Source organism: Streptomyces sp. NPDC091371 (genome assembly GCF_040684275.1).
In the GTDB taxonomy this organism is placed as follows: domain Bacteria; phylum Actinomycetota; class Actinomycetes; order Streptomycetales; family Streptomycetaceae; genus Streptomyces.
The window spans coordinates 61286-81753 of sequence record NZ_JBFBFP010000013.1; the positions used below are offsets into that span (position 1 = coordinate 61286).

17 protein-coding genes are annotated in these 20468 nt (G+C 71.3%); 8 read left to right on the top strand and 9 right to left on the bottom strand.

Annotated features, from left to right (window positions below; translation table 11 throughout):
* Positions 1-13: 13 nt before the first annotated feature.
* Both AB0O21_RS17045 and mgrA read right to left on the bottom strand, forming a co-directional pair.
* The gene (locus AB0O21_RS17045) at positions 14-382 is read right to left on the bottom strand and encodes a DUF192 domain-containing protein (protein WP_365171833.1); all 369 of its coding nucleotides are present in this window, start codon (positions 380-382) and stop codon (positions 14-16) included.
* A 330-nt stretch (positions 383-712) separates the two neighbouring features.
* Entirely contained in the window at positions 713-1750 is a 1038-nt protein-coding gene (mgrA, locus tag AB0O21_RS17050; protein WP_365171835.1) for an L-glyceraldehyde 3-phosphate reductase, read from the bottom strand.
* A 134-nt stretch (positions 1751-1884) separates the two neighbouring features.
* Between mgrA and AB0O21_RS17055 the strand changes: the two genes are divergently transcribed.
* The 5 genes from AB0O21_RS17055 to AB0O21_RS17075 all read left to right on the top strand — a co-directional run bounded on the left by AB0O21_RS17055 (position 1885) and on the right by AB0O21_RS17075 (position 7553).
* The gene (locus AB0O21_RS17055; RefSeq protein WP_365171837.1) at positions 1885-2646 is read left to right on the top strand and encodes an isoprenyl transferase; all 762 of its coding nucleotides are present in this window, start codon (positions 1885-1887) and stop codon (positions 2644-2646) included.
* Positions 2647-3003: 357 nt separating this feature from the next.
* Positions 3004-4320, top strand: a complete 1317-nt coding sequence (locus AB0O21_RS17060; protein WP_365171839.1) for a PhoH family protein — start codon at positions 3004-3006, stop codon at positions 4318-4320.
* Positions 4321-4745: 425 nt separating this feature from the next.
* Entirely contained in the window at positions 4746-5438 is a 693-nt protein-coding gene (locus AB0O21_RS17065; protein ID WP_365171841.1) for a transglycosylase SLT domain-containing protein, read from the top strand.
* Positions 5439-5559: 121 nt separating this feature from the next.
* Positions 5560-6879: an AI-2E family transporter gene (locus AB0O21_RS17070; RefSeq protein WP_365171843.1), complete on the top strand. Its 1320-nt coding sequence runs from the start codon at positions 5560-5562 to the stop codon at positions 6877-6879.
* A complete protein-coding gene (locus AB0O21_RS17075; protein ID WP_365171845.1) occupies positions 6876-7553 on the top strand; it encodes a hypothetical protein in 678 nt (225 codons plus the stop codon). Before AB0O21_RS17070 ends, AB0O21_RS17075 begins: the two co-directional genes overlap by 4 nt.
* Before the next feature lie 206 nt (positions 7554-7759).
* Here the strand turns inward: AB0O21_RS17075 and AB0O21_RS17080 are convergent, their stop codons facing one another.
* A complete protein-coding gene (locus AB0O21_RS17080) occupies positions 7760-8299 on the bottom strand; it encodes an alkyl hydroperoxide reductase (protein ID WP_365171847.1) in 540 nt (179 codons plus the stop codon).
* A 3-nt stretch (positions 8300-8302) separates the two neighbouring features.
* Positions 8303-8857: a peroxiredoxin gene (locus tag AB0O21_RS17085; RefSeq protein ID WP_365171849.1), complete on the bottom strand. Its 555-nt coding sequence runs from the start codon at positions 8855-8857 to the stop codon at positions 8303-8305.
* A 135-nt stretch (positions 8858-8992) separates the two neighbouring features.
* Here AB0O21_RS17085 and AB0O21_RS17090 point away from each other — a divergent pair, with 135 nt between their 5' ends.
* Positions 8993-9949: a hydrogen peroxide-inducible genes activator gene (locus tag AB0O21_RS17090; protein ID WP_365171851.1), complete on the top strand. Its 957-nt coding sequence runs from the start codon at positions 8993-8995 to the stop codon at positions 9947-9949.
* Between the two features lie 160 nt (positions 9950-10109).
* On the opposite strand, the gene AB0O21_RS17095 is transcribed toward AB0O21_RS17090, so the two are convergent.
* Complete coding sequence (locus AB0O21_RS17095) at positions 10110-10340, bottom strand: hypothetical protein (protein WP_365171853.1); 231 nt, start codon at positions 10338-10340, stop codon at positions 10110-10112.
* Positions 10337-11248 carry an SPFH domain-containing protein gene (locus AB0O21_RS17100; RefSeq protein ID WP_365171855.1) on the bottom strand — a complete coding sequence of 304 codons (912 nt, stop codon included), beginning with the start codon at positions 11246-11248 and terminating at the stop codon, positions 10337-10339. Before AB0O21_RS17100 ends, AB0O21_RS17095 begins: the two co-directional genes overlap by 4 nt.
* Before the next feature lie 235 nt (positions 11249-11483).
* Here AB0O21_RS17100 and AB0O21_RS17105 point away from each other — a divergent pair, with 235 nt between their 5' ends.
* Complete coding sequence (locus AB0O21_RS17105; RefSeq protein WP_365171856.1) at positions 11484-13760, top strand: transglycosylase domain-containing protein; 2277 nt, start codon at positions 11484-11486, stop codon at positions 13758-13760.
* A gap of 70 nt (positions 13761-13830) precedes the next feature.
* On the opposite strand, the gene AB0O21_RS17110 is transcribed toward AB0O21_RS17105, so the two are convergent.
* The 3 genes from AB0O21_RS17110 to AB0O21_RS17120 all read right to left on the bottom strand — a co-directional run bounded on the left by AB0O21_RS17110 (position 13831) and on the right by AB0O21_RS17120 (position 18801).
* Positions 13831-15963 (bottom strand): ATP-binding SpoIIE family protein phosphatase, encoded by a 2133-nt coding sequence (locus AB0O21_RS17110; protein WP_365172025.1) that lies wholly within the window; start codon positions 15961-15963, stop codon positions 13831-13833.
* Positions 15964-16586: 623 nt separating this feature from the next.
* Entirely contained in the window at positions 16587-17285 is a 699-nt protein-coding gene (locus AB0O21_RS17115) for a DUF402 domain-containing protein (protein ID WP_365171858.1), read from the bottom strand.
* Positions 17286-17397: 112 nt separating this feature from the next.
* Positions 17398-18801 carry a class II fumarate hydratase gene (locus AB0O21_RS17120; protein ID WP_365171860.1) on the bottom strand — a complete coding sequence of 468 codons (1404 nt, stop codon included), beginning with the start codon at positions 18799-18801 and terminating at the stop codon, positions 17398-17400.
* 108 nt (positions 18802-18909) lie between these two features.
* On the opposite strand from AB0O21_RS17120, the gene AB0O21_RS17125 reads away from it, so the two are divergent.
* A complete protein-coding gene (locus AB0O21_RS17125) occupies positions 18910-20448 on the top strand; it encodes a ricin-type beta-trefoil lectin domain protein (RefSeq protein ID WP_365171862.1) in 1539 nt (512 codons plus the stop codon).
* Positions 20449-20468 lie beyond the last annotated feature (20 nt).

Consider the following 20468-nt stretch of genomic DNA (forward strand, 5'->3'; position numbering starts at 1 on the left):
GCCGGGGCCTCGCCTAGCCGCGCATGAGACGCCCGGATACGTCCACCTTCACCCGCGTTCCGACCCTCAGACCCCATCCGGCCATCGCCCCCGCCTCGGCCTCCAGGACGTGCCGGGAGCGCAGCCGGGGCCGTCCGAGGCGGCCGGGGGGCATGGTGGTGACGGCGAGGACGCGGAGGTTCCGGTCGAGGTGCGCGACGTCGATCGCGAACCGCATCCGGAAGGTGTGCACGCTGGCGGCGGGGGTCAGCAGCAGCGCGCCGTCGATCCCGCCCCGGCCGAGGAGCCCGCGGGTGCGGGCCCGGTAGGAGGCGGCCACCTCCAACGGCACCGCCGTCGCGCCGACGGTGAGCGTGCCGTAGCCGTCCTGCCAGTTCGCCATGCGGGCCAGCGTAGGGGCGCGGCGCCGTTGCCGGGGCTCCGCCCCGGGAAGCGGCGTCAAGCCCGCGCTCTTGGCGGGGGTCGCTCTTGGGGGGTACGGGCGGGGGGTATGCGCGAGCGGGGTTCCCCGGCGGGCCTGCCCTTGTGCTGCGGTGCGCGAAGGGCTCACCGGAGTGCGGCCGGGCGGCTCCGGAGCGTAATCGTGTCGCGGCAATGCACGCATCACGCTTTACGAAGGGTTATGGTGGAACCCCCCCCTCGGGCCGGTCCGTATCCCCCCCACGGACCGGCCCGTTTTTCGTTCCCCGGGCCCTGCGGGCAAACGCGCAGGTCAGCCGCGCTGGGCCCAGATGTTCGTGCCGGGCGTGGAGACCGCGAAGGAGTCGATCTCCTTCAGCTCCGCCTCCGAAAGAGGGGCTCCGGCCAGCGCCGCGACGTTCTCCTCGAGCTGCTTCACGCTCGACGCGCCGATCAGGGCCGAGGTCATCCGCTCGTCGCGCAGCACCCACCGCAGCGCGAGCTGGGCGAGGGACTGCCCGCGCCGCGCGGCGATCTCGCCCAGGCCCGTGAGACGGCGTACGACGTCCTCCGACAGCAGCGCCGGGTTCAGGGACTTGCCCGCGGCGGCCCGGGAGCCCTCCGGGATGCCCTGGAGGTACTTGCCCGTGAGCAGCCCCTGCGCGAGCGGTGCGAAGGAGATGCAGCCCATGCCGGCCTCCTCCAGGGTGTCGAGCAGGCCGTCGTCCTCCGTCCAGCGGTTGATCATGGAGTACGAGGGCTGGTGGATCAGCGGCCGCACGCCCATGCCGCGCAGGATCCGCGCCGCCTCGGCCGTCTGCTCCGCGGTGTAGGAGGAGACGCCGACGTACAGCGCCTTGCCCTGCTGGACCGCGGACGCGAGGGCGCCCATGGTCTCTTCCAGGGGGGTCTCCGGGTCGAAGCGGTGCGAGTAGAAGACGTCGACGTAGTCCACGCCCATCCGCTTCAGCGAGGCGTCGAGCGAGGCGAGCAGGTACTTGCGGCTGCCCCACTCCCCGTACGGCCCCGGGTGCATGTGGTAGCCGGCCTTGGTGGAGAGGATCAGCTCGTCGCGGTAGGGCGCGAAGTCCTGCGCGAAGATCTTGCCGAAGTTCAGCTCGGCCGAGCCGGGGGGCGGCCCGTAGTTGTTCGCCAGGTCGAAGTGGGTGACGCCCAGGTCGAAGGCCCGGCGCAGGATGGCCCGCTGGGACGCCAGGGACTTGTCGTCGCCGAAGTTGTGCCAGAGGCCGAGGGAGATGGCGGGGAGCTTGAGGCCGCTGTGGCCGGTGCGCCGGTACTCCATGGAGTCGTAGCGCGTGCGCTCTGCCCGATAGGGATTGGTATCAGTCACGTTGTCCTCCCTATCACGGAGTTGTGACAGACCGAGTTGGGTACCCCATCCCGGCGCGCAGTAATGTGGCCGCCTCGGGGGAGGGACCACACCGCATTTCGCACGGGGGCAATGCACGGAGGGGCTGGAAGATCGTGAAGCTGCGCGACCTGGTGTACAGGCTCTACGCACGCCGGGTGGAAGGCCGCCTCGACCATGACGCGGCGCCCAAGCACATCGGTGTCATCTTGGACGGGAACCGCCGCTGGGCGAAGGCGTCCGGAGGCACGACGGAACAGGGCCACCAGGCCGGGGCCGACAAGATCTCCGAGATGCTGGGCTGGTGCACCGAGACCGACGTCGAGGTCGTCACCCTGTGGATGCTCTCCACCGACAACCTGGACCGGCCCGAGGTCGAGCTCCGCCCGCTGCTCAACATCATCGAGAACACCGTGCGGGGCCTCGCCGCGGACGGCCGCTGGCGGGTCCACCACGTGGGCAACCTCGACATCCTGCCCGCCCGGACGCAGACGGTCCTCAAGGAGGCCGAGCAGGCCACGCACGACATCGACGGGATACTCGTCAACGTCGCCGTGGGCTACGGCGGCCGCCAGGAGATCGCCGACGCGGTCCGCTCGCTGCTGCTGGAGCACGCGCAGAAGGGCACCTCCTTCGAGGAGCTCGCCGAGATCCTCGACATCGACCACATCGCCGAGCACCTCTACACGCGCGGCCAGCCCGACCCGGACCTGGTGATCCGCACGAGCGGCGAGCAGCGGCTGTCCGGATTCATGCTCTGGCAGAGCGCGCACTCCGAGTACTACTTCTGCGAGGTCTTCTGGCCGGCCTTCCGCAAGGTCGACTTCCTGCGGGCCCTGCGCGACTACGCGGCCCGCCACCGGCGCTACGGCACCTGAGCGGACTTCTTCCCCTCCCTGCCCCGGGGCGTCTGACGGCGCCTCGGTCCCGGCACGCCCTCATTACGACACCAGAACCCCCCGGAACCCTTCACCAGGGATTCACCGAGCGTCCGTCATATGCCATGGCATGGCCTGGCCTGATCGGGGAATATCCCTTTCAGGTCGATGCCCGATCCACGGGTGTCGAGTCTCAGCGGACGGCATGGGGTCGTCCGCCCGGGAGGCCCTTTGCACCAGGACGCACGTGCGGTTCGCACGGACGGAGTGGGAGGGCCGGAAATCGGCCCCGGCATGGGTGCCGATGACCGGTCCGGTCTTCATGGCCCGACCTCTTCCGAGGGGGTACGTCCTTCCGTGGTGACCAGCACAAAGCGCCGCCTGCCCGACAGGCGGACCTACGTCCTCGACACCAGCGTCCTGCTGGCAGACCCCAACGCGATCTCCCGTTTCGACGAGCACGAGGTCGTGCTCCCGATCGTGGTGATCACCGAGCTGGAGGCCAAGCGGCACCATCCCGAACTCGGCTACTTCGCGCGCCAGGCCCTGCGCCTGCTCGACGACTTCCGGGTTCGCTACGGTCGCCTCGACGCCCCCATCCCACTGGGCGATCTGGGCGGCACCCTGCGCGTCGAGCTCAACCACTCCGATCCGGGTGTCCTGCCCGCCGGCTTCAGGCTGGGGGACAACGACTCGCGCATCCTGGCGGTCGCCCGCAACCTCCAGGCCGAGGGCTACGACGTCACGGTCGTCTCGAAGGATCTCCCACTGCGCATCAAGGCCTCCTCAGTGGGCCTGCTCGCGGAGGAGTACCGCGCCGAGCTCGCGATCACCGACGCGGGCTGGACCGGCATGAGCGAGCTCTCCCTCTCCGGGGAGCAGGTCGACCTCCTCTACTCCGAGGACCGGCTCTACGTGCCGGAGGCCGCGGAGCTCCCCGTGCACACCGGACTGGTCTTGCAGTCCGAGCGCGGCAAGGCGCTCGGCCGGGTCACGGCCGACGGCAACGTCAAGCTCGTACGCGGCGACCGCGAGGCCTTCGGCCTGCACGGCCGCAGCGCCGAGCAGCGCATCGCGCTGGACCTCCTGCTCGACCCCGAGATCGGGATCATCTCGATGGGCGGCCGGGCCGGCACCGGAAAGTCGGCGCTCGCGCTCTGCGCCGGCCTGGAGGCGGTGCTGGAGCGGAGGCAGCACCAGAAGGTGATGGTCTTCCGGCCGCTGTACGCGGTGGGCGGGCAGGACCTCGGATACCTGCCCGGGGACGCCAACGAGAAGATGAGCCCCTGGGCCCAGGCGGTCTTCGACACCCTCTCGGCGGTGGCCGGGCGCGAGGTCATCGAGGAGGTGCTGAACCGCGGGATGCTGGAGGTCCTGCCGCTCACGCACATCCGCGGCCGCTCGCTGCACGACGCCTTCGTGATCGTGGACGAGGCCCAGTCGCTGGAACGGAACGTCCTGCTGACCGTTCTGTCCCGAATCGGCGCGAATTCGCGGGTTGTTCTCACCCACGACGTGGCCCAGCGGGACAACCTCAGGGTCGGCCGGTACGACGGAGTCGTCGCCGTGGTCGAGAAGTTGAAGGGGCATCCGCTCTTCGCCCACGTCACGCTGAACCGCTCCGAGCGCTCCCCGATCGCCGCCCTCGTCACGGAGATGCTCGAATCGCTGTGACCGGCACACGGAGCACACAGGGGTAAAACGCCCATAGCGGGAAAGGGAGTTGATGCCGCCCGGCAAAGGCCCGAGAGCCTAGCCGGGCGGCGTCGTGCTGCACAGGCCTTTGGTGAAAACAGCGGCGACATGCCAGGTGTGACCTTTCCCACGCAACGGGGAATTGCCTTGCGGCGTCGCGGTCCGGCAGAGTCTGGTTTCCGTCAGGCCCCGCATACGGCACACCTGTATCTCCCGTGAGGTACGCGCAGCACCACAACTCCACAGCCGATTGCCGTATGCCGCCCGGAGTTTCAAACGGCAGCCCCCGCGAGGGAGCTGTCCACGGGCCCGCGCCTCCAGTGACCGAAGCAGCACGGAGGCCAGCGTCGAGGGGCAATTTTGCGCCCGCGCGGTCACTGCGGACGCTGCTGGAAGGACACCGTGTGAGCCGGATCTCGGTCCGGGGGTTCGCAGTGGCTTCGGCCACCGCGGTCACCACCGTCGGCGCAGTCGTGGGCGTTGCCACTGGCGACCCCACCAACGATTTCGAGACGACAGCGTCCGGCGCGACTCTCCTCACTGACATCCCGGTCGGCGATGAGGCATCGGTCCAGAGCGGGTCCCTGACCCAGCAGGCCGACACCATCGCCCACGCCGCCGACGCCGACGCCAAGCGCTCGACGGAGGAGGCAGCCCGTCTGCAGGCCGCCGAGGACGCCAAGGCCAAGAAGGCCGAAGCGCAGAAGGCCGCGGAGGAGAAGGCGCGGAAGGACCGCGAGGCGAAGGAAGCGGCCAGCCGCTCCGCCACCCGCAGCGCCGGCGACTTCGCCGTGCAGAGCTCCTACACGGTCGCCCAGGTCAAGGCCATCGCCCAGCAGATGGTCCCGTCCGGCCAGTTCCAGTGCTTCTCCAACATCATCAACCAGGAATCCACCTGGAACTACCTGGCCGTGAACAAGTCCTCCGGGGCGTACGGCCTGGTCCAGGCGCTCCCGGGCTCGAAGATGGCCTCGGCCGGTGCCGACTGGCGCACCAACCCCGCCACGCAGATCAAGTGGGGCCTGAACTACATGGAAGACCGGTACGGCAGCCCCTGCGCCGCCTGGAACTTCCACCAGGCCAACGGCTGGTACTAGGCACCACCGCCGCCGCACCACGCGCTCAACCCCGGAGAGCCCCGCACCGTCCTACGGTGCGGGGCTCCTCGCGTGTACCGTCGTCGGGGCGTTGCCAGTGGGGCGGGGGGAAGGGAAAGACATGGCGAAGAGGGCAGGCTGGATCGGCCGGCTGGGCAGCAGGCTGAACCGGATGGAGGCGGCGCTCGACGAGCGGCGCGCCGAGGTCGAGGCCGAGGCGAGAGGCGACCTGCCGCGTCCCGTCCCGCCCGGGCCGGCGCCCGTGCCCGCCCCGGCCCCGGTGCCGGCCGCCGCCGCCCTCCCCGAGCGACCCGATCCGGTGACCGTGGTCCCGTGGGGCATGCGCGTGGCCGCCGAGGTCAGCTGGCGGCTGCTGCTCCTCGCCGGGATGCTCTGGGTGCTGATGAAGGTGATCAGCGAAGTCCGCCTGGTCGTCCTGGCCTTCGCCGCCGCCATGCTCGTCACGGCGCTGCTCCAGCCCTTCGTGGTCCGGCTGCGCCGCCTCGGCATGCCGCGCGGACTCGCCACCGCCGTGACCGCGATCCTCGGCTTCGTGGTGATCGGGCTCGTCGGCTGGTTCGTGGTCTGGCAGGTCATGGAGAACCTCGACGATCTCTCCAACCGGGTCCGCGAAGGCATCAACGAACTCAAGACCTGGGCACTGGACAGTCCGTTCCACGTGACCGAGAAGCAGATCAACGACATCGCGAAGAACCTCAGCGAGACCATCGGCACCAACACCGAACAGATCACCTCCGCGGGCCTGCAGGGCGTGACGGTGCTCGTCGAGGTGCTGACCGGCATGCTGCTCGCGATGTTCTCGACGCTCTTCCTGCTCTACGACGGCAAGAAGATCTGGACCTGGGTGCTCGGCCTGGTCCCGGCCGCCGCCCGGCCCGGCGTGTCGGGCGCCGGCCCGCGCGCCTGGCGCACGCTGACCGCGTACGTGCGGGGCACCGTGCTCGTCGCGCTCATCGACGCCGTCTTCATCGGCCTCGGGCTCTACTTCCTCGACGTGACGATGGCCGTGCCGCTCGCCGTCTTCATCTTCCTGTTCGCCTTCATCCCGCTCGTCGGCGCGGTGATCTCGGGCGCCCTCGCCGTGGTCGTGGCGCTGGTGACGCAGGGCGTGTGGACCGCGTTGATGGTGCTGCTCGTGGTACTGGCGGTCCAGCAGATCGAGGGCCACGTGCTCCAGCCCTTCATCCTGGGCCGGGCGGTACGGGTCCACCCGCTCGCGGTGGTGCTGTCGGTGGCCGCCGGCGGGATGATCGCGGGCATCGGCGGGGCCGTGGTCGCCGTACCGCTGGTCGCCGTCACCAACACGGCCGTGGGCTACCTGCGGGCGTACTCGCGCGAGCAGCTCCACCCGACCGCCACCCCGGTCGGCCCGGCACCCCACGGCTCGACGGCCGTGGGCCGCGGGGAGGGTCCGGCGTGATAGGCGAGCCCGAGCTCGACACGGAGTGGCGGGACACCCGCCCGGCCGAGGAGGCGGAGCCCGAGCCGCCGCGGGTGGCCCGGCCACGGCCCTGGCTGTGGGCGCTGGGCGGGGCCGTGCTGGCCTCGGCGGTGTGGGCCGGGGTGCTGACCGCGCAGGATCGATTCGCCGCCGCGCCGAGGATCTCGTACCGGCACGCCGAGGACCTCTGCAAGGAGGCACCGCTGCAGGTGCTCGGCGAGCTCACCGGGGGCCTTGCGAACCGGCAGGCCGGGCACGGCGAGAGCCCTCCCCTGGACTGGGCCGGCTGCGACTTCAACGGCGAGTGGCCCGCCTCCGGGGAACCCGACGGCAGGATCGGCTACTACGGTAGGGTCGAGGTCGACCTGCACAAGAAGTCCGACCCCGAGCCGGAGTTCGGGGTCGGGCTCGGGCGCGACCCGTACATCGGCCCCGAGGTCAAGGCGGCGGTGGAGGTCCCCGGGCTGGGGGAGCGGGCGGTGCTCCACGAATACATGAACGCCTCCATGCTCCAGGTGCTCGACGGCGGTGCGGTCCTCACGCTGACCGTCCAGTGGACCAGGAGCGACGGCGACGACGTCGACAAGGACGCGGTCACGTCGGCGGCGATCGAGGACGTACGGACGCTGATGGCGGCGCTGCGCAAGCGATGAAACCCCCCAGCCCCTCCAGGGGGCACCTCCCAGCGGTAGCTGGGGAAGTTTGAGGAGCGGGGTCCGGGGCGGAGCCCCGGGGAACGGAGGAAGGGCGGGGCGGGGAGGGCTCCGCGCAGCGGCCTCGCGGGCGGCTCGCCCGGCCCGGCGGACCAGGGCCCCGCGGCCATGGAACGGCGGCGGGGCCCGGGGCTCGTACGGGGTGACTACTCGGCGGCCAGGGCCGCTTCCGCGTCGAGGGTGACCGCGACGGCCTGGATCACCGAGGCGATCTTGAAGGCCTCCTGGACCGTCTCGCGGTCGAGGCCGTGCTTGCGCAGGACCTGCTCGTGCGAGTCAAGGCACTGGCCGCAGCCGTTGATCGCCGAGACCGCGAGGGACCACAGCTCGAAGTCGACCTTCTCCACGCCCGGGTTGCCGATGACGTTCATCCGCAGGCCCGCCCGCAGGCTGTTGTACTCCGGGTCGGAGAGCAGGTGCCGGGTGCGGTAGAAGACGTTGTTCATCGCCATGACCGCGGCGGCGGACTTGGCGGCGGTGTACGCCTCCGGCGACAGGACCGCCTTCGCCTCCGGCTCCAGCTCGCGCAGGACGAGCGGGGAGCGGGCGGCGATCGCGCAGGACAGGACGGTGCCCCACAGCTGCTGCTGGGTGAGGGTGTCCTGATTGCCGATGACCGAACCGAGGTTCAGCTTCAGGTCCTTGGCGAAGTCCGGTATGGCGGACTTGAGGGAGTCGAGGGACATCGGTCACTCACCGGCCAGCAGGGCGCCGGCGTCGATGGTGGCCTCGCCCTTGTTCCAGTTGCAGGGGCACAGCTCGTCGGTCTGCAGGGCGTCGAGGACCCGCAGGACCTCCTTGGGGTTACGGCCCACGGAACCGGCGGTCACCATCGAGAACTGGATCTCGTTGTTCGGGTCGACGATGAAGACGGCGCGCATCGGCAGACCGTCCTCGCCGAGGATGCCGAGGTCGGCGGAGAGCTCGCGCTTGATGTCGGACATCATCGGGAAGGGCAGGTCGCGCAGGTCGGCGTGGTCCTTGCGCCAGGCGTGGTGCACGTACTCGGAGTCGAGCGAGAAGCCGAGGACCTGCGCGTCGCGGTCGGCGAACTCCTCGTTCAGCTTGCCGAAGGCGGCGATCTCGGTCGGGCAGACGAAGGTGAAGTCGAGCGGCCAGGCGAAGACGACCTTCCACTTGCCCTCGTACGTCTTGTGGTCGATCTGCGCGAACTCGCTGCCCGCTTCAAGCGACACGCAGGCGGTCAGGTCGAAGGTGGGGAACTGGTCGCCGACAGTGAGCACACGCTCTCCTCGCGGAAGGGAAAGTGCCCCTTTTGGGGGATTTCCTAGGGGGTTGGACGGATCTCACATGCTGACACACCTGCATTGATTAAAGAAATAGCTACTCTTGAGGCAGGTGATCGGAGGTGCCTATCAGTGGCTGTGGGCAATAGGGGAGCGAAGCCGGCGAAGCAGCCGACGCTCGCGCAGCTGCGCGCCTTCGCGGCGGTCGCCGAACACCTGCACTTCCGGGACGCCGCCGCCTCGATCGGCATGAGCCAGCCGGCCCTCTCCGGAGCCGTCTCCGCGCTGGAGGAGGCCCTCGGCGTGCGGCTGCTGGAGCGGACCACCCGCAAGGTGCTGCTCTCCCCGGCGGGGGAGCGGATCGCGGCCCGCGCGCAGGTGGTGCTCGCCGCCATGGGCGGGCTGCTGGAGGAGGCCGAGGCCGTACGCGCGCCGTTCACCGGGGTGTTGCGGCTCGGGGTGATCCCCACGGTGGCGCCGTACCTGCTGCCGACCGTGCTCGGGCTCTTCCAGCGGCGCTACCCGGGCATGGACCTCCAGGTGCACGAGGAGCAGACCGCCTCCCTGCTGGAGGGGCTGGCGGGCGGGCGGCTCGACCTGCTCCTGCTGGCGGTCCCGCTCGGGGTTCCCGGCGTCACCGAACTCCCGCTCTTCGACGAGGACTTCGTCCTGCTCGCGCCCCGCGAGCACGAGCTGGCCGGACGCCGGGACATCCCGCTGGAGGAACTGCGCGGGCTGCAGCTGCTGTTGCTGGACGAGGGGCACTGCCTGCGCGACCAGGCCCTCGACATCTGCCGCGAAGCGGGCCGGGCGGCGGGCGCGGACGTCACCACGACCGCCGCCGGACTGTCCACGCTCGTACAACTGGTCGCAGGGGGACTCGGCGTGACGCTGCTGCCGCGCACCGCGCTGCGGCTGGAGACCGCCCGCAACGAGTACCTGGCCACCGGGTACTTCGCCGAGCCGGCGCCGTCGCGGCGGATCGCGCTGGCCATGCGGGCGGGGACGGCGCGCCAGGGGGAGTTCCGGGCCGTCGCCGCCGCCCTGCGCGAAGCGGTGCGGCCGCTGCCGGTGTGGCTCACGGACTGAGCGGCCGCGCCGCCGCCGGGGCTGGGTCGGTGCGGCGCCGTTGCCGGGGGCCAGCCCCCGGACCCCCGCTCCTCAAACGCCGGAGGGGCTGGAATTGCCAGGCGGACGGCATCAGCCAAAATCCAGCCCCTCCGGCGTTTGAGGAGCAGGGCCCGGCGGGTCAGTCTCCCGACTTCGGTGGCCGCCCACGCCGTGGGATGGGGCCCGGCGCAGACGGCAGCCGGCCGGACTCGGCCAGCGCGCGCCGCAACAGGAACTCGATCTGCGCGTTCGCGCTGCGCAGCTCATCGCCCGCCCACCGCGCCAGCGCGTCGTACACCGCAGGGTCCAGCCGCAGCAGTACCTGCTTCCGCGCCGCCCGCCCCCCGGCGCCCCCGCCCGCCGCGCTCACTGGTAGAGCGTGCCCGTGTTGACGACCGGCTGCGCCGCGCGGTCACCGCACAGGACCACCATGAGGTTCGAGACCATGGCAGCCTTGCGCTCCGGGTCCAGGTCCACGATCTCCTCCTCCGCCAGGCGGGTGAGGGCCAGTTCGACCATGCCCACCGCGCCCTCCACGATCTGCTTGCGGGCCGCCACGACCGCGCCCGCCTGCTGGCGCTGGAGCATCGCGGAGGCGATCTCAGGAGCGTACGCGAGGTGCGTGAAGCGGGACTCGATGATGCTCACCCCGGCCGCGTCCACGCGGGCGTGCAGCTCGGCCGCGAGCTTCTCGGTGATCTCCTCGGCGTTTCCCCGCAGGGACAGGCCGCCCTCCTCGTGGGCGTCGTACGGGTACTCGATCGCGATGTGCCGCACCGCCGCCTCGGTCTGGGTCTCGACGAACTCCGTGAAGTCCTCGACCTCGAAGACGGCCCGGGCCGTGTCCTCGACCCGCCACACCACGACCGCCGCCAGCTCGATCGGGTTGCCGTAGGCGTCGTTGACCTTCAGGACGGCCGTCTCGTGGTTGCGCACCCGGGTGGAGATCTTCTCCCGGGAGGTCAGCGGGTTGACCCAGCGCAGCCCGTCCGTGCGGATCGTCCCCCGGTAGCGGCCGAACAGCTGGACCACCCGCGCCTCGCCCGGCGCGATGGTGTTGAGCCCGCTCATCGCGATGACCGAGCCGAGGACCAGCAGGATGCCGCCCGCGATCAGCGCGGCCTTCGCCGCGACGGCCGTCAGGACGGCGCCGGTGGCGATCAGGCCGGCCCCGGCCGCCACACCCGCCAGCCCGAGCAGCAGCGCCAGTCCGCCGCCCACGCTGCGCGCGGTGAACTCCCGTACGCCGTCCGGTGCCGTCACTGCCGAGTTCGTCATGGTCTGCCCCGTTTCTCGTGGTCGCGACTGATCGAGCCGCCTAGCAAAGTGATATCACTTTTTCGCTGTACGGCAACCCTTCGGCCCTCGCGTGCGTCGGTTCCTGTGGCGTGGGTGCTGATTCTCACGTCCGAATTGACCGGTATTGGTGATGGTTGGCCAACCTTTGTCACAGCCTGCGGTGTTAGCTTTCTGAGCTGACGTGTCGGGGGTTAGATCGAGCGGAGCGGGAGCGATGGGCCGAGCAGAAGCGCGTAGGGCGCAGCAGCAGCGCAGTGCGCGGCGTGCGCCGAGCGGACGCGCGAAGGGCACCAAGGGTGCCGAGGGCAAGGGGGGCGCCGGGAAACGCTCCGGCATACGCCGCTTCTTCACGTGGCGGAAGATCCTCGGGACCTTCTTCGGGCTGATGCTCGCGCTCATGGCCGCGGCGGTCATCCTGTACTTCTCGGTGGACGAACCCACCGACCCGAACAAGCAGGCCACGCTCCAGAGCAACACCTACCGGTACTCCGACGGCTCGATCATGGCCCGCACCGGAACCATGAACCGCGAGATCGTGACGATCGACAAGATCCCGGAGGACGTCCGTACGGCGTTCATCGCGATCGAGAACAAGTCCTTCTACAAGGACCGCGGCATCGACGTGATGGGCGTGGTCCGGGGCCTGTTCAACACGGTCCGCGGCAAGGGCACGGCCGGCGGCTCGACGATCACTCAGCAGTACGTCAAGAACTACTACCTGACGCAGGACCAGTCGGCGACGCGAAAGCTCCGCGAGCTGGTGATCTCCCTCAAGGTCGACCAGCGCATGGAGAAGGACGACGTCCTCGTCGGCTACCTCAACACCAACTTCTACGGCCGCAACGCGTACGGGATCCAGGCCGCGGCCCAGGCCTTCTACGGCGTCGACTCCGACAAGCTCACGCTGGAGCAGGGCGCCTACCTCGCCGCCGTCATCCAGGCGCCCAGCCAGTACGACCTGGCGACCGCCGGACCGAACGGCACGAGGCTCGTCAACATCCGCTTCAACGCCGTCCTCGACAACATGGTCGAGATGGGCAAGCTGGACCCGGCCAAGCGCAAGACCATGACCCTCCCGCCGCCGATCAAGCCCAAGCCCCGCCCGGGCATGGACGGCCAGAAGGGCTACCTGATCCAGGCCGCCAACGACGAGATGAACGAGCAGAAGATCACCGACGCGGAGATCGCGGCCGGTGGCTGGAACATCGTGCTCAACATCGACCCGAAGAAGCAGCAGGCGCTGGAGAAGGCCGTCAACGACGAGCTGGAGTCCAAGCTCGACCGCAAGGACACCAAGAACCGCCCCGTGGACCAGAACGTCCAGGCCGGCGCCACCTCGGTGGACCCGAAGACCGGTGCCATCGTCGCGATGTACGGCGGCCAGGGCCTGTCCGAGAAGTCCGAGAGCAACGCCCTGCGCACCGACTACCAGCCCGGCTCGACCTTCAAGCCGATCGTGCTGGCCTCCGCCATACAGGAGAACGCGACCACGCAGGACGGCAAGCCGATCAAGCCGAACACGCTCTACGACGGCACCAGCAGGCGCCAGGTCGTCGGCAGCAAGATCCCGTTCAACCCGCAGAACCAGGACGACCGGGACTTCGGCAAGGAGATCACCGTCCAGGACGCGACCAACTACTCGGTCAACTCCGTGTACGCGCAGATGATCGTGGACGCCGGCCCGCCCAAGGTGAAGAAGACGGCCCTGGCCCTCGGCATGAAGGACCGCGACGGCTGGCAGGAGGACCAGCCGGCCATGTCCCTCGGCACGATGAGCGCCAACACCGTGGAGATGGCGGGCGTTTACGCGACCTTCGACAACCACGGCAAGAAGGTCACGCCCACCATCATCAAGAGCGCCGAGCACCGGGACGGCGAGTTCACGCCCCGTCAGGCCATCGGCAGCCAGGTGATCAGCCGGCAGACCGCCGACACCGTCACCAAGGTGCTCACCGGCGTCGTCAACGACGAGGGCGGCTCGGGCAACAAGGTCCGCAGCAGCGCCTACGAGGCCGCCGGAAAGACCGGTACCGCCGAGGAGAACAAGGCGGCCTGGTTCACCGGCTTCACGCCCGAACTGGTCACCGTCGTCGCGATGTTCGGCGAGGAGCCCACCACCCACAAGCAGGTCACCCTCACCGGCACCGCCGGCGGCGGCCGCGCGGGTGGCTCCAGCTTCCCCGCCGAGATCTGGAAGGCGTACACGCTGGCCGCGCTCAAGGGCGGGAAGACGGCCGAGTTCGACCTGTCCGACGCGGAGATGGGTGCCAAGCAGACCCCGGCCCGCACCGCCTCCCCGACACCGTCGACGAGCACCTCGTCCACCCCGCCGGCGAGCAGTGCGCCGCCGGAGACCCAGTCGCCGACGCCGACGCCGAGCAAGTCGAACTCGAAGTCGCCGACCCCGACTCCCCCGCCGACCACGAGTCCCTCGCCGACCAAGTCGGGCCCCAAGCCGCCGGAACCGCCGCCGCTCTTCCCCGAGTCGTAGGCACCCCCTTCATGACGACGGAACCGCCGCCCGCAGGACGCGGGCGGCGGTTCCGTCGTTTCCGGGCCGCTCAGCGCCGCTCGTGCCCGCCCGGCAGCGACAGCTCGAACCAGACCACCTTGCCGCTGCTCAGCCGCGTCGCGCCCCAGCGGCGGGCCATCCGGTTGACCAGGAACAGGCCGCGGCCGCCCTCGTCGGTGTCCCGAGCCCGGCGCTGGCGGGGCAGCTGCGGGGAGTCGTCGCCGACCTCGCAGCGCAGCACGTCCGTACGCAGCAGGCGCAGGGTCACGGGCCGCTCCGCGTACCGGACGGCATTGGTGACGACCTCGCTGACCAGCAGCTCCAGGGAGTCGCTCAGCTCCTCCAGGCCCCAGCGGGTCAGCGCGCGGCGGGCGAAGCGGCGGGCCCGGCCCGGAGCGGTCTCCTCCGGGTCCAGGAACCAGTACGCGACGTCACTGGGCGCGATCCCGTCGAACCGGGCCGCGAGCAGCGCGATGTCGTCGTCCCGGTCGCCCGGGCCGAGCATGTCCAGCACGTCGTCGCACAGGGCCTCCAGCGGCGGCGGATGGTCCAGGCCCGTCAACTGGGCGGTGGCGGCGAGGCGTTCGCGCAGCTGCTCGATGCCGGTCCACACGTCCCGCAGCCGGGACTCCACCAGGCCGTCCGTGTAGAGCAGCAGGGTGGCCCCGGCGGGGGCGTCCAGCTCCACGGCCTCGAAGTCCACGCCGCCGACGCCGATGGGGGCGCCGGGCGGGACCCGGAGCACTTCGGCGCGGCCGCCCAGGTGGAGCAGCACCGGCGGCGGGTGGCCGGCGTTGGCGATGGTGATCCGGTGCGAGACCGGGTCGTAGACGGCGTACAGGCAGGTGGCCATGCGGTCGGAGCCGAGCCGCTGGGCCTGCTCGTCGAGGTGGTGCAGCACCTCAGCCGGGGGCAGGTCCAGCTGGGCCAGCGTCTGCGCGGTGGTGCGCAGCTGGCCCATGATCGCGGCGGACGTCATGGAGTGGCCCATGACGTCGCCGACGACGAGCGCGACCCGGCTCCCGGGCAGCGGTATGGCGTCGTACCAGTCCCCGCCGACCCGGGCCGTCTCGGCGGCCGGCAGGTAGCGCGAGGCGAGCCGCACCCCGGTGGGCTGGGGCAGGCTGTCGGGCAGCATGGTGCGCTGGAGCTCGTCCGCGATGTACGCCTCGCGGCCGTACAGCACGGCCTTGTCGATGCCCAGCGCGGTGTGCGTGGCCAGCTGGGCGGCGACTAGCAGGTCGTTCTGCTCGAACGCGGGCCGCTCGGGGCTGCGCAGGAACACGGCCGCGCCGATCACCCGGCGGCGGCCGCGCAGGGGCGCGAGAACGGCCCGGTTGCCGCGCGGCACCGGGTGCTCCGAGCCGAGCAGCTCCGCGAGGGCCTCCTTGGCGCCGGCGGCGGACCCGAAGACGGGCCGTACGCCGCGCAGCACTTCGGCGAGCGCGCCGCCGGAGCGGATCTCGCACAGCTCGGCCGCGGGCAGGTCACCTTGCGGGCCGAGCAGCGGCAACTGGCTGAAGTCGAGCTCGCCGGCGGCCCCCGCGGCCCCGGCGCCCTCGACCGTGCTCAGATCGTCGATCGGCCGGAGCCGGTCGGTGCGGCGCAGCCTTAAAACGACCGGGCCGACGGGACGCTCGTCGCCCACGGGGAGCGGGTCGCGCAGGTAGACGAGGATCGCGTCCGAGAAGGTCGGCACGGTGGCCCGGCACAGGCCGAGCACGATCTCGTCGAGGTCGATGCCGCGGGCGATCCGCCGCGTGGCGGCCCCGACGAACCGCAGCCGGTCGCCTTCGCGGCGCGCGGCGGTGGCCTCCTCGCCGGGTATCCCCGATCCGCCGTGACCGCCGGTTCCGCTCCCGCCGACACCGCCGCCGACACCGCTCTTGCCGTCCCCGGCCCGGCGCTGGGACCCGGCGGGACCGCCGTGTCCGGCGTCCTCCCCGCGCGGGCGCGGCGCCCTGGCGGGGCGGCCGTGCCCGGCCGCGTTGCGCGCGCCGCCGCGCGGGCGGGCCGCGTCCCGGTCGGGTACGGCGCCCGCGGCGCCTCCGTCGTGGTCGTCCCCGGCGGGGCCGAGCGCCGCCGGGGTACCGCTCGCCGCGTTGCGTGCGGCAGCCCCGTCACGCGGCCGCACCGCGGCCCGGCCGGGCGCTGCAAGGCCCGCTTCGTCGCCCGACTGCATGCCGCCCCCGACCGGGTCGACGCCTTCCCCGCGCGTGCCCGGCCCCTCGGCGGGACCGCCGTCCCGGGGGCGGGCCGTGCCCTGGCCGGGCGTTGCCGCGTCGGCGCCTTCGCCGCGCCGACGCGGTGCCTCGGCGGGGTCGGCTGCGCCCGTGCGCGGGCGGGGGAGTCCGCCGCCCGCGGCAGGGCCCACCGTGGAACGGGCCGCGCGGGACGCCGCCTCCACCGCCGGGCCAGCGCCAGTGTCGCCGGCATGCGTGCGTACGGCCTCGGCGGCGATGGGCGCCTTGCCGTGGCCGGGCTCGTCCGTACCTCCGCCGGAGGCGACGGGCTGCGGGCCCTCCTGGGAGGTGGGGTACTCCGTCACGCGTGGAATTCCGTCCGTTTGCGCTCGATGTGCGCTGCACTCAACTCGGTCAGTCGCGGTATACCCGCTCAGCGGCCGCGGCACCATCGCCCCGCGCTTCCGGGTCCCCCTCGTTACTTCTCGCCCTGCCTCGGCCTCCGGTCAAGTACCGCGTGTGACACGACACTTACGGATTCACGAACCGCCCGCACCGCCCCGTGCGCGCGACCTCGCGCCGGACGATCCTACGTTTGAACCCCGGGGGCGCATCAAGGGTCTCATGAGGTCATATGCGCCGGAGTGCGGTCCCAGTCCTCGGGCAGGAGCGGAACCGTCCAGGCCGGATCCGGCCGCCAGTCCTGCCAGCCGTCGGAGAACGGCGGGCCCCAGGCCTTGATCACGTCGACCGCCGCCCGCCCCGCGGCCCGCACCCGCTCCGCCTGCTCCGCGTCCATCAGCCCGGAGCGCTGCGCCTGCGCGAACTCGTCCTCGTCCAGCCACTTCCAGCTGCGGTCCGGGTAGACGGAGATGTCGAGGAAGTGGTCCTCGGAGTCGACCCCGCCGGACCACCGGGTCAGCGGTGACTCCAGGTTCACGTACCAGTTCCTGAACCGCCAGCCGTGTCCCCAGAACAGCCACACCGACCACGGCTCCCCGGGCCGGGCCAGCTTCAGCACGCCCCCGCCGAACCACTGCGACCGTACGGTGGTCCGCGGCGCGGTGTAGCGGGTGGCGAGGGGCTCCTCCTGTACGGGCGTGCCGTCGGCCAGCACCGGCTTGACGCACTCGGTGCCGGGGGCCATCCAGACGGCCAGCAGTTCCTCGGTGTCCCGCACCACGGTCACCGGGCGGCAGATGTGGACCTGGCCCTTCGGCCCCGGCGCGTGGTCGCGGTAGCGCCAGAGGATCTGCTCCCCGGGCGCCCAGCGCGTGCCGTGCGCCGCGCCGCCGCTCGCGGGCCGGAAGGTACCTGTCATGCGCAGATCTTAGGGCGGGGGCCCCCGCGCCCGCTGCGGTGCAGGTCACGGAGGGGGCCGGGGGCGGCATTCGACCGAATCCGGCCCCCAGCCGACCCCCTCCCGCCACCGCTCAGGGGTGCGTCATCCGCAGCACGTCCAGGGCCTCGTCCAGCTGCTCCAGGGTGAGGTCGCCGCGGTCCACGTAGCCGGACTCCAGGACGACCTCCCTGATGGTCTTGCGCTCCGCGAGGGACTTCTTGGCGACCTTGGCGGCCGCCTCGTAGCCGATGTAGCGGTTCAGCGGGGTCACCACGGAGGGCGAGGACTCCGCGTACTCCCTGGCCCGGGCGGTGTTGGCGGTGATCCCCTCGACCGTGCGGTCCGCGAGCAGCCGGCTCGCGTTGCCCAGCAGCCGGATCGATTCGAGCAGGTTCCTCGCCATCACCGGCAGCATCACGTTGAGCTCGAAATTGCCGGCCGCGCCCGCCACGGCGACGGTCGCGTCGTTCCCCGTCACCTGCGCGGCGACCATGAGCACGGCCTCCGGAACCACCGGATTGACCTTGCCCGGCATGATGGAGGAGCCCGGCTGGAGATCCGGGAGATTGATTTCGGCCAATCCCGTGCGCGGACCGGAGGCCATCCAGCGCAGGTCGTTGCAGATCTTGGTGAGCGAGACGGCGATCGTACGGAGCATGCCGGAGGTCTCCACCAGCGCGTCCCGCGCCCCCTGGGCCTCGAAGTGGTCGCGCGCCTCGGTCAGCGGCAGCCCGGTCGCGGAGGCCACCTCGGCGATCACCGCCGCCGAGAACCCGGGCGGGGTGTTGATCCCGGTGCCCACCGCCGTGCCGCCCAGCGGCAGCTCCGCGAGCCGGGGCAGGACGGAGTGCAGCCGCTCGATGCCGTAGCGGACCTGGGCCGCGTACCCGCCGAACTCCTGGCCCAGGGTGACCGGGGTGGCGTCCATCAGGTGCGTCCGCCCGGCCTTGACCACGTCCGCGAACTCGGCGGACTTGCGCGCCAGGGCCAGCTCCAGGTGGCGCAGGGCGGGGATCAGCTCGTGGGTGACGGCGGCGGTGGCGGCGATGTGGATGGAGGACGGGAAGACGTCGTTGGAGCTCTGCGAGGCGTTGACGTGGTCGTTGGGGTGGACCTCCTCGCCGAGGCGCTCGGTCGCCAGGGTGGCGATCACCTCGTTGGTGTTCATGTTGGACGAGGTCCCCGAGCCGGTCTGGAAGACGTCCACGGGGAAGTGGTCGTCCCAGCGGCCCTCGGCGACCTCGGAGGCGGCGGACCGGATCGCGCCGGCGGTCTCCTCGTCCACGACGCCGAGCCGCGCGTTCACGACGGCGGCCGCGGCCTTGATGCGGGCGAGCGCCTCGATGTGGGCGCGCTCCAACCGCTGCCCGGAGACGGGGAAGTTCTCCACCGCGCGCTGGGTCTGCGCACGCCACTTGGCGTGCGCGGGGACCCGTACGTCGCCCATGGAGTCGTGCTCGATACGGAACGCTTCGGCCTGCTGATCACCGGTCATTTTCGTAGCCTCCTCTGAAACTTGAGCAATTGTCTTGTTCGAAGTGTTCCCAACTCCCCTACCGGCCAGTAAATACCGGGGGTAACACCGACAGCCGGGGAGGCATCCATGGCACGTGCCCGTACGAAACCCATGCTCAGATCTACCTTCGCCGCGGTCGCGGCGATCGCGGCCGCCCTCGGGGGCGTCACCGCCATCACCCCGATGGCCCAGGCCGCGACCCCCGCGGCCGCCACGGCGGGAGCGGCGACCCCGCTCCCGCCCGAACTGGAGGCCATCCGCGCGGCGGAAGCCACCAAGATCTACGGCGACTCCGCGATCCGCCCGCTCGGCGAGCGCAAGACCGGCCTGATCTCGCTCGGCGACAGCGAGATCTCGGGCGAGGGCGTCGGCAACTACGACCCCGCCACCAACACCCCGTCCAACCAGTGCCACCGCTCGCCCGACGCCGCGATCCACCGCACCGGCATCCCGGCCGACCTCACCTTCAACGTCTCCTGCTCCGGCGGGTACACCGGGAACATCCGGATCGGCGGCAGCAAGCAGTACGCCGACGAGCTGGTGCAGAGCGACAACCTCGCCATCAAGGCCCGCAACACGAAGATCAAGATGGTGCTGCTGGTCGCCGGCGCCAACGACGACCTCCAGTTCGGCCCGGTCATGACCGACTGCGTCACCCGCTGGGTGCTCAGCCAGGGCACCTGCGAGCCCAAGTACGCCCCGGGCTGGCAGGCGCGCGTCGACGGCCTCCGCCCCAAGGTCGAGGCCACGGTCGCGGACCTCAAGACGGTCATGCGCGACGCCGGATACGCCGACTCCGACTACAAGCTCGTCGTCATGGGCTACCCCAGCCCCATCGGCCCCGACTTCTACGACAACCCGAACTTCCCCGGCAAGCTCCCCGGAGGCTGCGCCGGCTACGACTCCGACGCCACCTGGGGCCGCAACTACGCGGTGCCCACCTTCGAGAAGGGCATGCGCGAGGCCGCCCGCAACTCGGGTGCCCTCTTCCTCGACAACTCCCGGCTCTTCCACGGCCACGAGGTCTGCATGGAGGACGCCTGGGCCCGCGGCCTCTACCTGGACCTCGGCGACCACTTCCCGTGGGACGAGAACACCGCCCGCCAGTCCTTCCACCCCAACTACCGGGGCCACGGCGCGTTCGCGTCCTGCCTGACCCAGCTCTACAACTCGGGCCTGCGCGAGGCCTCCTGCGCAGACCCCGCCAGCACGGGCACCCCGGTCCTCCAGGCCGGCGCCTGGGACTCCCTCTACGCACCCCTGAAGAACGAGGCGACCGGCAACTGCCTCGACGCCAACGGCGGCTCCAGCGCCAATGAGACGGCCATCCTGGGCTGGGACTGCCACGGCGGCCGCAACCAGGGCTGGTGGTACGACACGGCACGCAAGTCGGTCCACATCGAGCTGACCCACGACCGCTGCCTCGACGCCCCCGGCGCCAACTACGCCGCCGGCACCGGCCTGATCCTCTGGAACTGCCACGGCGGAGCGAACCAGCAGTTCGTCCGCGACGGCGCCACCATCCGCCCCGCGGCCGCCCCGGGCATGTGCCTGACGGTCGCCGCCGCCCACGACCCGGCGCGCCTGCAGCCCTGCAACGGCGCGGCGAACCAGCGCTTCGCGTAGCCCCCGTCCCCGTAAACCCC